Below are 13,166 nucleotides of genomic sequence, written 5' to 3'. Positions count from 1 at the left end.
TTTATAGGTTATTAGGCGTGTTTTTTATCGCCTTTGATGTAAATAATACCGATGATAACACAAACAGTCACTAGAGCGATTGGGTAATTTAAACCCTCTAAATAAGGTTTCGCATAGGTAGCTGCTTGTCCTGCTTCTTCCGCTGTTTTGTTTGCATCTTTCGCTGTGGTAACTAAGAAAGTCGCAATCGCTGGCATTAAACCACCGAAGATACCATTTCCAATGTGGTAAGGCAATGACATAGACGTATACCGAATTTTAGTCGGGAATAATTCGACTAAGAACGCCGCGATAGGACCATAGGCCATTGTTACAAAGGAAATAAGTAAGAATACCATACCGATAAGGGTCCATTTGTCAGAATCATTAATCGTGATAGTTTCTTTAACATCCGCTTTAGGGGCCTCAGCGGCCTTATCCGCAAGGATTACTTGTTTGCTTACTTTTTTATACGTTGCACCATCCGTGTAAGCACGTGTTGTGGTGATAGTTACTAAAGAATCAACCGTTGATTTCGCATTTAAAGCACGTGTTTCTTCGATTTTCTCAGAACCAGCAACCACTTCCTTATTGTTTACATTCACTGTTTGGTACATCTTATCAAAAATAGGGCGATAAGCAAAAACAGCAATGGCCATACCCGCTAGCATAATGCCTTTACGGCCGATTTTATCCGATAGAGCTCCAAAGAAAATAAACAAAGGAGTACCCAATAGTAATCCGATCACGAGGATGGTATTCGTTTGGATATCATCCAAGTTACAGATCTTTAACAAAAACGTTTGTGCATAGAACTGACCTGTGTACCAAACTAAGCCTTGACCCATTGTCGCCCCAAACAAGGCAAGCAAGACGAATTTCAAGTTTAATTTATTGCCAAAAGATTCTTTTAACGGATTCGTTGAAGTCGTCCCCTCTTTTTTAGCTTTCTCAAACATAGGTGACTCCTCCATATTACGGCGAATTAAGAAAGACAATCCTACCATAACGATGGAAAGTAAGAAAGGAATTCTCCAGCCATACTCATCAAAAGCTTCTTTGCTCATCGATGAACGAGTTAACATGATAACACCAAGTGAGATGACAAGTCCTACTGTCGCTGTTGTTTGGATCCATGATGTGAAGAATCCACGACGCTCGGCTGGACTATGTTCAGCCACATAGGTGGCTGCACCCCCATACTCACCACCTAAGGCTAAACCTTGTAATAAACGAAGTGTCAAAACTAAAAATGGCGCCCATCCACCAATGGTAGCATAGGATGGTACTAAACCAATCGCGAAAGTCGCGCCACCCATTAACATAAGCGTAACCATAAACGTGTACTTACGTCCGATTAAGTCGCCTAAACGACCAAATACTAAGGCTCCGAAGGGACGAACAACGAAACCAGCCGCGAAGGTGGCCAAGGTATTTAAGAAGGCAGCGGTCGGATTATCCGTTGGGAAAAACTTGGTGGATAATACCGTCGCTAAGCTACCGAAGATGTAAAAGTCGTACCACTCGATGAGTGTCCCGACAGATGAGGCACTAATAATGTAGGCCAGGCTTTGTTTTTTTTGTGACATAGTTTTTAAGTTAAGAATGGATAGATTTTATAGGTAGTTGGCAAATTGTATGATAAATTCTCCTTTGTAATCGCTGATATTATCCTTGGTAGAATAAATCGGTCTTGAAGAGTATTGTAGGGTAATTTTAGAGTTGTGGCCATCGATGTAAAAATTAGATCCGATATCGAAATAACTACCTGCCGCAGGTAAAGCAGCTAATTGTTTCATCGTGTAAGCTACAAATGGTTGTACTCTTAATTTAGGTGCATCTGAGTTTTTAGGTAATAATAAACCTGCCTGCGTATACCAGATCGATCCAGTACCTACCAATGGGCGCGCATTTCCTGCGCCAGCCAGGGCTTTAGTACCCGTGAAGCTAGGGTCTGCTGCTCCAGGATTCATAATTCCGGTATTACGAAGGTAATTAGGGCCAAAGTCATTCGAGTACAGCACTGTATAGGCTGTTATCGCCATGTTTTTCTTTTTATCCCCAATCGGCATATCCAAGAAAGCATCGACGGCTAAGGAATTGATAGCATGTTTTGATTTTACTCCATTCAAAGAACTCATTGTTCCATCTGGTTGGTTATAAAATCCAGCTCCAATATTAAACACGCGTTTCGTGCCTACATAGGTACCAACGGTGTAAGGTAATAAATTCGATTCTTGATCCAGGAATTGGTACATCGCATAGCCACCAGTTGATAGTTTTGAATCCCCATTATTGTCTACAGCGATCGCTTCTGTAGTACCATTAACCGGTGCGATGGAGGTTGCAAAAGGCTTGTTAATATTAACGCGGTAATCTAATTTACCCCATTTTCCTTTTGCATAAATTCCATATAAACGGGCAAATTGATCTGAATTCTCAATTAATGGCCAGTTAAATACGGGAGCGTCTACTGCTAAGAAGTTCAAAGTACTTGCGGAAGTCATTCGGGAGATGCCATTGAAGTAATGTAAACCCGCCCCAAAAGACATACTAAACTTCTTGTCCTTTGCTGGAAGAATAAGCGCATATTCGCTATAAGCGTCGTGGAAGAACATTTGTGGTTTTTTGCCAGCTCCATAACCTCCTGTGCCTGAGCTTCCTGAACCTCCTCCTTGGATAAAGGATTGATTATTTACCCCAAAATGAAGAACCACCATATAACGGGGAGATAGTTGTGAGTATCCTAGCATACGGATTCGGCGAGCCCCTATATCAATCGTATTGCTTGATGGCGTGCCGTTAACGCTAGTTCCTGGATTGTTGTCAATGGATCTAGCCCAGATTTGATTCCAAAGGATGAAGCGCATATACTTCGAGCCTTTGTCGTTAAAGTTAATTTTCATCCCTGAGCCATAATCGAGAGAGCCTTGTCCTTTCATGCCCAAAGCTGTTAAAAGTAGTGCAAACAGAATAACAGAAGGTTTTTTCATCTAATATAAGTTTTTAAGGTTTTATTTGCATTTTTTGGTTGAGCAAATATTCGCTTAAAATCTTCTGTTCTCTAATTTTGCTATAGGCTTGCTAATTTTATATAGATTTTATTCTTGTCCATTGAATAACCATAAATTTATCCCCTAATTCCGTGATAATCATCCCTTTGTTACTGAGGTTTCCGGGGACGATGACGAACTCCGAGAGCTCTTTGTGGTTGAGTATGCGGTAGGTAGGCGTATAGAACTCCTGTTTTGGTATTTTGATCCGGTATTTTTTAACCCAGTTCATCACAGAAACGTGGCTAATGCCTAATAATCGCTCAATTTCTCGGTAGCTAACACCTTCAATATAAAGTTGTAAAGCTTTAATCACGTAATAGCTATCGATACTTTTACCCATTTTGGCGACCGTAAAGTTGTAGCCACAGGATTTACACTTAAATCGTTGTTTTTCGTTAATGATGCCGTTTTTTGCGATTTCATACGACGAACATTGAGGACAAGGGGTGGAGTTTGCCATAGGTACCTATATTATTTTAGCAAAGCTATAGAAATTTACCAAAAATGGTAATTTTGTGAGAATATATTTAATTTTGTTTATTCAAACTGCTGAAAAAATGAAACAATTCAACGAAACACAACGCTTTACCCAATGGTGGTTATGGCTGATCTTGATAGGAGTTTGGTCTTCCATGGTGTATTCCATTATAACTGCACCACTACAAACTGATGCGGCTGCATACGTATCTTTTGGCATAGGTATTTTGTTGCCTTTGCTGTTTTGGCAAATGAAATTAACCACCCGTATTGCGCAGGATGGCATTTATGTGCGTTTCTTCCCGTTTCATTTTAAGGAGAAGTTTTTCGCTTGGGAATCCATATCAGCTAGCTATGTCAGAACCTACAGTCCATTGATGGAATATGGTGGCTGGGGGATTAAATACAGTTTTAAGGGAAATGGTCTCGTATATAATACCGCCGGAAATGTAGGTCTCCAATTGAATTTTAAAGAGGGAGATCCTGTCTTAATTGGTACTCAGAAAGGGGAGGAGATTAAGGCCGTATTAGCCGAATTAGGACGTTTAACCGAATCTGTGAAATAAAAGGCGTACCTTTGCGCTGCATTATGAGGATGTTTGTTATTATTTCATTGCTCATAACACATCTTTATACATTTTTATGTCATTCGAATCATTGCACCTCATTGAGCCCATTTTAAAGGCGCTCAAAGAAGAGGGTTATAGTAATCCTACCCCCATTCAAGCTCAATCTATCCCAATTGTCCTTCGTGGAACGGATTTATTAGGTTGTGCCCAAACAGGAACAGGTAAAACCGCAGCGTTTACCTTGCCCATCATTCAGCTGTTAGAAGAGAACAAAAGCTTTTCAAAAAATAAGAAAGTTCGTGCCCTAATTGTTACTCCTACTAGGGAGTTAGCGATTCAGATTGGGGAGAGTTTCCGCGCCTATGCGCGTCATACGGATTTGAAATATGCCGTTATTTTTGGTGGCGTAGGCCAAAGTCCTCAAGTTTCAGCCATCCGCAGCGGTGCTGATGTGGTGATTGCGACTCCGGGTCGTCTTTTGGACTTAATGAACCAACGTCTTTTATCTATCGCAGACGTAGAATACTTCGTTTTAGACGAGGCGGACCGCATGCTTGATATGGGTTTCATTCACGATGTGAAGAAATTATTAGCGGCTTTGCCACACAGGCGTCAATCGCTATTTTTCTCAGCGACGATGCCCCCAGAAATCGTGAAATTAGCGGGTAGCATTTTAAGAAACCCCGCATCTGTTTCTGTAACACCCGTTTCTTCTACTGTTGAAATAATCAATCAATCGGTCTATTTCGTCGATAAAGGAAACAAAAATGACCTTTTGCTCGATATCTTACAAGACACGTCCATTAAAACAGCCTTAGTCTTTACGCGGACGAAACACGGCGCTGATAAGGTGGTGAAAATGTTATTGAAGGCAAGCATAAAGGCGGAAGCCATTCACGGGAATAAGTCCCAAAACGCCCGCCAAACAGCTTTGAAAAACTTCAAAGCCCAAACAACACGTGTCCTTGTCGCTACCGACATCGCCGCTCGTGGTATTGATATTGACGAATTAGAATACGTTGTCAACTTCGAACTATCAAATATTGCTGAAACCTATGTACACAGAATCGGTCGTACAGGCCGTGCAGGGGCAAAAGGAGCAGCTATTTCCTTCTGTGATATTGAAGAGAAAGCGTATTTGAAGGACATTGAGAAATTAATTGGAAAGAAGATTCCAGTCGTGGAAGCACATAAATACCCGATGAAGGTTTTACACGTGGAGAAAGCGGCGAAAAAACCTCAAGGTCAATCACGCCATGGCGGTGGCTCTCGTCCAGGTGCTCCAGCGGCAGCAGCTAAGGACGCGAAACCGGCTCGTTCTTTCGATAAGGCAAGTTCTGGCCGAAAATGGTACGGCAAGAAAAATACGTATTGATAATTGAAGTCTTCCAATAAAATATTGCTCGTCATTGTAGGTCCCACCGCCGTGGGTAAGACTGCACTTTGTGTGGATTTAGCGAAGCACCTACAGACGGACATTATTTCGGCTGATTCCCGTCAATTTTACCGAGAATTGGCCATCGGTACCGCAAAACCTTCTTTAGATGAGCAGGGTGGGGTTAAACACCATTTCATTGATTCACATTCGGTGGAGGATTATTTCTCACCCGGCGATTTTGAGCGGGAGGCGACAGCACTGCTGGAGAATTTGTTTCAAAAACACGATGTGGTCATCGCCACGGGAGGTTCGGGATTGTATATCAAAGCTTTGACGGAAGGATTAGATGAGATGCCTGAGGCTGATCTCGACTTACGTGACTCACTGAATAATCGGTTGAAGAAGGAAGGACTTTGGGCCCTATTCACTGAATTAAAGTCCCTTGATCCGGAATATGCAGCGAAAGTAGATGCCAAAAATCCACAGCGCGTCATTCGTGCCCTAGAGGTTTGCCTTTCTACCGGGAAACCCTACTCTGAATTTCGCTTAGCCCAAAAGCCTGCTAGACCTTTTCAAGTCATCAAAATCTGTTTAGAGCGTCCTCGCGAAGAATTGTATACGCGCATTGATCTACGTATGGATCAAATGTTAGAGGCTGGTTTGATGGAAGAAGCAAAGGCTTTCGAAGATAAACAGCATTTGTACGCACTGAAAACGCTAGGCTATAAGGAGATCTATGGTTTTCTGCGAGGTGAATACGATGAGGCAGAAATGATTCGCTTGTTAAAACGCAATAACCGGCATTATGCGAAGAAGCAGATGACCTGGTTTAGAAATCAAGATGCGTATACGTACTTACATCCAAGTACGGCATTTGTGGAGATTTTGAAACGATTAGAGGCTTAAATAGGCTTCCAATCCGCCTTCGAGGTGGTCGATGTGTGTGAAGCCTTTGGCCTTCAACAAACGCAAAGCAATCAAACTCTGCGTCCCATTATAACAGATAATCACCCAGTTTTTATCCCTAGAAATTTCATCGATGCGCTCCAAAAGCACATCCAATGGAACGTGAAAACCTCCTAAATTAAAGTCATCCCACTCTCTGGGCGTCCTTATATCTAGGAGGTTTACCTGTGTTAAATCAGCTTTGAATTTAGCCGCGGTCATCTTAGTAACCAGCCGCTTGCCACGCCAACATGCCGCCCAATACATTGCGGACATTTGTGTAGCCTTCAGCTGTTAAATAGTCTTTCGCACGACCTGAACGCGCACCAGAACGGCAATGAATCAAAATCTCCTCATTTTTCAAATGAGCTATCTCATCCAAACGATCTGGCAATTCACCCAAAGGGATCAACGTCGCACCAATATTGAACTCATCGAATTCATATTCTTCGCGTACGTCGAATAAGTTCAATTTTTCGCCTTTATCTAAGCGTTCTTTTAATTCTTCAATTGTAATATCCATCATATTAATTATTTCCGTCACCTACCACCCAAACATCAATCGTATCTCCCGGATGAATACTCGTTCCATCACACGTAGCACATGTTTGTTTGAATACAGTTCCTGCCTCTAAATCGCTATTAGCCTCATAGGTCACTTTGCCTAATTTCAAATTCATTCCCGCTAAGATGATCGACACCTCATCTAAGGGCTTTCCAATCAAATCAGGCAATTCAATCTCCGCATCCGCCGTTCCATTTCCGATATACAAATCGACCTCAGTTCCCTTCGGAATACTACTTCCAGCCGTTATTTTACGTCCCAAAGCCTCCATATCAATTACCTCTTTCAATCGCGGATCATTCACCTGGTGCACAATCCCTTTTTTCAACCCTGCAATCACTAATTGCTGCTCCGCACTACGCACGGAAAGGCCAATTAAATTAGGCATTCGAATCGTAGGAGGGGTTTCTGAATTAATCGTAATGTAGATTTTACGACCGGACTTCACTAACGCATTGGGCAATGGATACTGCGATAAAATGGTCAATGGCGGCTTATCAGACACAAAAGTGCAATCCGATATTTCGTATTCTAGGTTATTCGCATCCACAGCCTCTTCCATCTTATCCATCGACATTCCTTTCAAATTAGGAACTTTTATAGTTTCGCCGTGGTGCGTGCTCCAAGGTAAATAGACGAAAAAGAAACCAAAGAAGAGTACTAAAAACAACGTCACTAAAATCGCTACGTGTAGGTAGAAGTCCTTTTTTGATTTAGTTGAAATGATCGCCATGGAAGTATTAATCTATTGTACCGCAATTTACTAAATCTTATTAAAGCATAAAGCATAAAGCACAAAGAATAAAACCAGTATTGAAGTTGTAGGAACTAAAAATAGCATAAAACATAAAAATGGTGGCTTTCACCTCCATTTTGAATCCAACTTTATTCTTTGTGCTTTATTCTTTTCCTTCAACTCTCCACTCTGATAAACAAAAAAGGGGCTTGCGCCCCCATTTTGAAATTATCATTACTCTATAATCTATACTCTATAATCTATACTCCGGACTAATGACTAGCGACTAGTACTTAAACACCTTATCTCCCGCCATCACTTCTTGCGTTTTCTCATCGAAAGTAACACGTTGTCCCGTGCGGTAAGCTGCATTTGACATAATCGTAGCGATCGAGTGCTGGTAACCAGCTTCGATAGGTGCGTTAGGCGTTTTGCGAGAACGAACACATTCCATCCAGTTTTTCACGTGGTTGAAAGTTAAGATATCTCCACCTGTATCTGCGTCAGTTGCTACTTTAGCTCCTTCGATTTTCATCGTAGGTAGTAAGTTCGCTTGTAAGCCCATTGCTTTTGCTTCGCGCTCACGAAGACCCCCGTTAGGAGAGATCGTGTTGGTGTCTAAGTTTAATTCACCCCCATTTGAGTAGTAAATTTCTTTTGTTCCACCCGCTGAATTCGAGAAGCGAGACGTAAATTGAACTTGGAAACCTTTGTTTCCTTGGCCATAATCAAATACCACAGTCATCGTATCTGCGTTTACGCGACCATCGTTCCATTGGTAGATACCACCGTTTGCCACCACTGAATTAGGGTGAGAAAGGCCTGAGAACCAGTGAACGGTATCGATTTGGTGAGACATCCATTGTCCTGGGATTCCGGATGAATAAGGCCAGAATAAACGGTATTCTAAGTATTTACGTGGATCAAATTTGTCTGCTGGACGGTTCATTAAGAAACGCTTCCAATCGATATCTGATTCTTTCAAAATACTCGTTAATTCTGGGCGTCTCCAGCGACCAGGTTGATTGACATTCCACATTAATTCCACCATTTTGATATCGCCAAATTTACCCGACTTGATAAATTCATCCGCTGCCCAATAGTTCTCGCCTGAACGACGTTGTGAACCGATTTGAACGATTTTACCAGAATCTTTCACCGCCTTTAGAACTGCGCGGTTATCTTCCATCGTTTCAGCTAAAGGCTTCTCTGTATAGGTATCACAACCCGCTTTTACAGCCTCGATGGTATGTAAAGCGTGTTGAAAGTCAGCTGTAGAGATGAAAACAGCATCGATTCCTTTAGCAGAATACAATTCTTCATTGTTTCTGTAGGTCTGGATATTTCCTCCTAATTCTTTTTCTAAAAAGGCCTTACCCTCGTCTCTACGGCGATTCCATAGATCGGAAAGGGCAACCATTTCGAAGTTCATGCCTTTGGCTAATGCCTTAAATGGAGGCACGTGTGAGGCACGGTGACGATCTGAAAAACCGACACAAGCTACGCGAACGCGGTCGTTTGCGCCAAGAATCTTGCTATACGATTTTGGGCTAAATGCTAAAGTACCTAGAGAAGCTAGGGCACCTTTGTGTAAAAATTCTCTTCTTTCCATAGGTTGGTTTAGTTAATTTCTCTGATTTTGATGTTTTTATAGAATACGGAATCCCCGTGCTCTTGGAATAAGATAGGTCCTGAATCTTGTGCCCCAAAACCATCCCAAACTTTATGCTTGCTGTGAGCCACTAATACTTTGAAAATATTGCTCTTACGCTCGTATTCGACTACTTTAAAGCCATTTAGCCAGTGTTGAACGATATTGTTTGGATACACAATAATACGTCCTTGATTCCATTCGCCTATTTTCTTTTGGAAACGACCATCAATTTTATTCGATGGAATGATGTCATATAAACTGGCTAATGTTCTGTTACCTACTGTGCCTAATTTCGCATCTGGGTGCTTAGCATCATCTAACACTTGGTATTCTAAACCAATCGCTGACATACCCGAGTTATAAGACTCGTTCACGAAATATTTCACGCCTGAATTTGCACCTTCTGTTAATTTAAAATCGAAAGTTAATTCGAAGGCAGAGAATTTGTCATTGGTTAAGATGTCACCACCATTTCCAGATTCTTTACCACCTGAGCTGTTCACGTGTAAAGTTCCGTCTTCTACTGTCCACACCGATGGAGGAGCCGTTGTTTTGAAGGCTGAACGGAAACCTGTTAAATCTTTTCCATTAAATAACAAGCGGAATCCTTGCTCTTTTTCTAAAGGAGAGACATGGTTTAATAGGTAGTTGTCTACGACTACGTTTTTGTCCAAAGGACGTGGTTGCATATCTTTTCCCGTTTGAATACGGATGTTTTTCCACATCACTTGCATGCCCGGTTTCATGTCCGCATAAATCGCGTGAACTTGGAAGGCAATGAAGCCTTTAGCGGTCATATCATCCACTAAATACGTCACAGGAATGTCGTTAATCCACGTGCGGATCGTGCTTCCGATAGCTTCAATGCGGTAGTGATTCCAAACATCGCCTAATTTGAAGGCTTTCTTCGCCTCTGGCTTTAGTTCGTTTTGGGATAACCAACCACGTCTCGATTCATCGTATATTCCCCCAGACCATCCACGTGGAGAAGGATCGATTTCAGCTTGATAGCCATGTACGCGGCCATTTTGGTATTCTGGAATCGAAAGGCTTCTGAATTGAACGCCTGAATTCATTTTGTTATCTACTTTTACGTCGAACTCCAGGATGAAATCCCCATATTCCTGTTCGGTAGCCATGAAAGAGTTTGGGGTATTCGCAACGGTAGTTCCCACCATGACGCCATCTTTCACTTCGTAATTTGCTTGTCCATTTAATTGTTTAAAACCCTTGAAGGATTTTCCATCGAACAAGTTAGTCCATTTTTGAGCCCGCGCCTGGAACGATCCAATTGCTAAAAAGAGGCCTAAAAAGGGTAGTATTAGTTTTTTCATAGTTTCATATAAGTTTTATTTACAAGGCTCTTATCTTCGAAATTTACTCATTTATCTTTAAATAATTTAGTTTGTCTAGGGGGTGAAATCAGGGCAGGAAAATAGTCCGAAACGGAAGCCGTATTTATTAAGTATTCTATTATTTTTGTAGATTAATAAATGATTACTATGCAAAAACAGACAAAAGCCATCCGCATACAGGCCGAAAGATCTCAAAATAGAGAGCACTCGGTTCCTTTATATCTGACCTCTAGCTTTACATTCGAAGATGCAGAGCAAGGTCGCGCCATCTTTGCAGATGAAATGGCCGGTAATATCTATTCTCGCTACATGAATCCGAATGTGGATGAATTCGTAGAAAAGATGAATATGCTAGAGAATGCGGAGGATGGAATCGCCTTTTCTACGGGTATGGCTGCTATTTTCGCTTCTATGGCCGGTCTGTTGAAAGCAGGTGATCACGTGGTTGCATCGAATGCGTTGTTTGGATCTTGTATCCAGATTTTAACAAAGATTACGGCTAAATGGGGGATTGAATGTACTTTCGTTCCAGGTGCTGATATCAACGCATGGAAGGCTGCGATTAAACCCAATACGAAGTTTTTATTCTGTGAATCTCCATCGAATCCAGGTTTAGAGCTAATTGATTTACCCGCATTAGCCGCTTTGAAAGAAGGAAAGGATATTATTTTAACAGTTGATAACTGTTTTGCAACGCCTATTTTACAAACGCCATTGGATTTAGGAGCAGATTTAGTCATTCACTCCGCGACGAAATATATTGACGGCCAGGGCCGTGTCTTAGGTGGAGTGATCTGTGGAAAGAAAGTGTATATCGATGAAATTCGCTTCTTTGCGCGCCATACGGGACCTTCTTTATCACCATTTAATGCCTGGGTGCTTTCTAAAAGTTTGGAATTATTAGACTTGAGATTGCAAAAGCATTCAGAAAATGCGATGGCATTAGCAGAAGTTTTGGAAGGCCATAAAGCATTAAATAATGTCAAATACCCTTATTTGAAATCCCATCCTCAATATGAATTAGCGAAACGCCAAATGAAATATGGCGGCGGTATCTTAACGATCGATGTGAAAGGTGGATTTGAAAAAGTGGTGGCTATGAGTAAGTTATTAAAAATAGCCTCGATTTCTCCTAATTTAGGGGATACGCGCACGATTATCACACACCCCGCATCTACCACTCACTCAAAATTACCTGCGGAGGAAAAAGCTTCATTAGGTATCACGGACGGCTTAGTTCGGGTGGCTGTGGGTTTAGAATCGATTGAAGATTTAAAAGCGGATTTCCTACAAGCCCTTAATCAAATTAGCTAATGTGGGTCGCTCTGATCGTTTGTTTGCTTTTATTGACCGTAAACGTTGTGATTGGCGTTTATGTGGAGAGAAAGCTATCTGCTTTTATGCAGGATCGATTAGGGCCTATGGACGTTGGTAAATGGGGTTTATTACAAGTTTTTGCAGATTTATTGAAGTTGATTCAAAAGGAAGATATTGTTCCTGCTGATGCTCAAAAACGACTTTTCTTATTTGCTCCGTGGATTATATTTTTATCTGTTTTTGGGGCATTTTCTGTGATTCCCTTAAGTTCGGGTGCTTTTTTACAAGGAAGCCAAACCGAAATGGGCATTATGCTCTTAATCGGTATTGTTTCCCTAGACAGCCTCGGTATTTTATTAGCTGGATGGACATCCAATAATAAGTATTCTCTTCTAGGCGCCATTCGTTCCGCGGCGCAATTAGTTTCGTATGAGATACCTTTGGGATTAACCATCCTATCTGTTGTATTAATTTCTGGTTCCCTGAATTTACAAGATATCTCTATACAACAGGGGATATTCGCTACGGAAACCCAGTATTTATTTGGATTGAAAAGTATAGGTATTGATGTCACCAAGGCGGGAGGTTTCTTAAGCTGGAATGTGGTTCGGATGCCGCTGTTCTTTCTTCTATTCATCCTTTATTTTATTGCCTCATTAGCTGAAGCCAATAGAGCTCCATTTGATATACCCGAGGCGGAATCTGAATTAGTAGGAGGTTTTCACACGGAATATGCCGGGATGCGTTGGGCTTTATTGTTCTTGTCAGAATACGGAATGATGCTTTTAGTCAGTGTCCTTGGGGTTATTTTATTCTGGGGTTCTTGGTATTCACCGCTCCCTAATATGGGTTCAATAAGATTAGCCGATTGGACGAATGGAGAGCCCGGAACGTTATCTGCAACTATTTTAGGTTTCTTTTGGATCATGCTCAAGTCCTATATTTTAATTGGTCTCCAAATGTGGATTAGATGGACCCTGCCGCGCCTTCGAGTCGATCAATTGATGTATTTGTGCTGGAAAGTGCTGACCCCCTTTGCCCTGATTTTCGTCGCAATTTCTGCGGTGTGGTCGCTACTCATGTAAGGATTCTCCTTTAATTTTTGTTTATTTACAGAATTGCATCTGTTAACCTA

At 41.6% G+C, this 13,166-nt stretch carries 13 protein-coding genes; 5 read left to right on the top strand and 8 right to left on the bottom strand.

Annotated features, from left to right (window positions below):
- Positions 1–11 precede the first annotated feature (11 nt).
- From V7S74_RS03245 to V7S74_RS03235, 3 genes are all read right to left on the bottom strand, one after another.
- Positions 12–1,568 (bottom strand): MFS transporter, encoded by a 1,557-nt coding sequence (locus V7S74_RS03245; RefSeq protein ID WP_406777329.1) that lies wholly within the window; start codon positions 1,566–1,568, stop codon positions 12–14.
- Positions 1,569–1,595: 27 nt separating this feature from the next.
- On the bottom strand, positions 1,596–2,972 hold the full coding sequence (locus V7S74_RS03240; RefSeq protein WP_406777328.1) for a porin: 1,377 nt from the start codon (positions 2,970–2,972) through the stop codon (positions 1,596–1,598).
- A gap of 97 nt (positions 2,973–3,069) precedes the next feature.
- Complete coding sequence (locus V7S74_RS03235; RefSeq protein WP_406777327.1) at positions 3,070–3,495, bottom strand: IS1/IS1595 family N-terminal zinc-binding domain-containing protein; 426 nt, start codon at positions 3,493–3,495, stop codon at positions 3,070–3,072.
- A 97-nt stretch (positions 3,496–3,592) separates the two neighbouring features.
- Between V7S74_RS03235 and V7S74_RS03230 the strand changes: the two genes are divergently transcribed.
- The 3 genes from V7S74_RS03230 to miaA all read left to right on the top strand — a co-directional run bounded on the left by V7S74_RS03230 (position 3,593) and on the right by miaA (position 6,365).
- On the top strand, positions 3,593–4,078 hold the full coding sequence (locus tag V7S74_RS03230; RefSeq protein WP_406777326.1) for a hypothetical protein: 486 nt from the start codon (positions 3,593–3,595) through the stop codon (positions 4,076–4,078).
- Between the two features lie 76 nt (positions 4,079–4,154).
- Entirely contained in the window at positions 4,155–5,456 is a 1,302-nt protein-coding gene (locus tag V7S74_RS03225) for a DEAD/DEAH box helicase (protein ID WP_406777325.1), read from the top strand.
- Positions 5,457–5,480: 24 nt separating this feature from the next.
- Positions 5,481–6,365: a tRNA (adenosine(37)-N6)-dimethylallyltransferase MiaA gene (miaA, locus tag V7S74_RS03220; RefSeq protein ID WP_406777324.1), complete on the top strand. Its 885-nt coding sequence runs from the start codon at positions 5,481–5,483 to the stop codon at positions 6,363–6,365.
- Here miaA and V7S74_RS03215 read toward each other — a convergent pair.
- The 5 genes from V7S74_RS03215 to V7S74_RS03195 form a co-directional block, all read right to left on the bottom strand.
- Positions 6,354–6,626, bottom strand: coding sequence for a rhodanese-like domain-containing protein (locus tag V7S74_RS03215; protein WP_406777323.1), 273 nt, complete (start codon positions 6,624–6,626; stop codon positions 6,354–6,356). The two genes, miaA and V7S74_RS03215, sit on opposite strands and share 12 nt — an antisense overlap.
- A 1-nt stretch (position 6,627) precedes the next feature.
- Positions 6,628–6,927, bottom strand: a complete 300-nt coding sequence (locus V7S74_RS03210) for a rhodanese-like domain-containing protein (protein ID WP_406777695.1) — start codon at positions 6,925–6,927, stop codon at positions 6,628–6,630.
- 4 nt (positions 6,928–6,931) lie between these two features.
- Positions 6,932–7,702: a PASTA domain-containing protein gene (locus V7S74_RS03205; RefSeq protein ID WP_406777322.1), complete on the bottom strand. Its 771-nt coding sequence runs from the start codon at positions 7,700–7,702 to the stop codon at positions 6,932–6,934.
- Positions 7,703–7,991: 289 nt separating this feature from the next.
- Entirely contained in the window at positions 7,992–9,317 is a 1,326-nt protein-coding gene (locus V7S74_RS03200) for a Gfo/Idh/MocA family protein (protein WP_406777321.1), read from the bottom strand.
- An 8-nt stretch (positions 9,318–9,325) separates the two neighbouring features.
- Complete coding sequence (locus V7S74_RS03195; RefSeq protein WP_406777320.1) at positions 9,326–10,693, bottom strand: 3-keto-disaccharide hydrolase; 1,368 nt, start codon at positions 10,691–10,693, stop codon at positions 9,326–9,328.
- Between the two features lie 168 nt (positions 10,694–10,861).
- On the opposite strand from V7S74_RS03195, the gene V7S74_RS03190 reads away from it, so the two are divergent.
- Both V7S74_RS03190 and V7S74_RS03185 read left to right on the top strand, forming a co-directional pair.
- Entirely contained in the window at positions 10,862–12,028 is a 1,167-nt protein-coding gene (locus V7S74_RS03190) for a trans-sulfuration enzyme family protein (RefSeq protein ID WP_406777319.1), read from the top strand.
- On the top strand, positions 12,028–13,116 hold the full coding sequence (locus tag V7S74_RS03185) for a complex I subunit 1/NuoH family protein (RefSeq protein ID WP_406777318.1): 1,089 nt from the start codon (positions 12,028–12,030) through the stop codon (positions 13,114–13,116). Before V7S74_RS03190 ends, V7S74_RS03185 begins: the two co-directional genes overlap by 1 nt.
- Positions 13,117–13,166: the final 50 nt, after the last annotated feature.

Source organism: Aquirufa novilacunae (assembly GCF_045310505.1).
Taxonomy (GTDB): domain Bacteria; phylum Bacteroidota; class Bacteroidia; order Cytophagales; family Spirosomataceae; genus Aquirufa; species Aquirufa novilacunae.
This window is presented reverse-complemented; position numbering and strand designations above follow the sequence as displayed.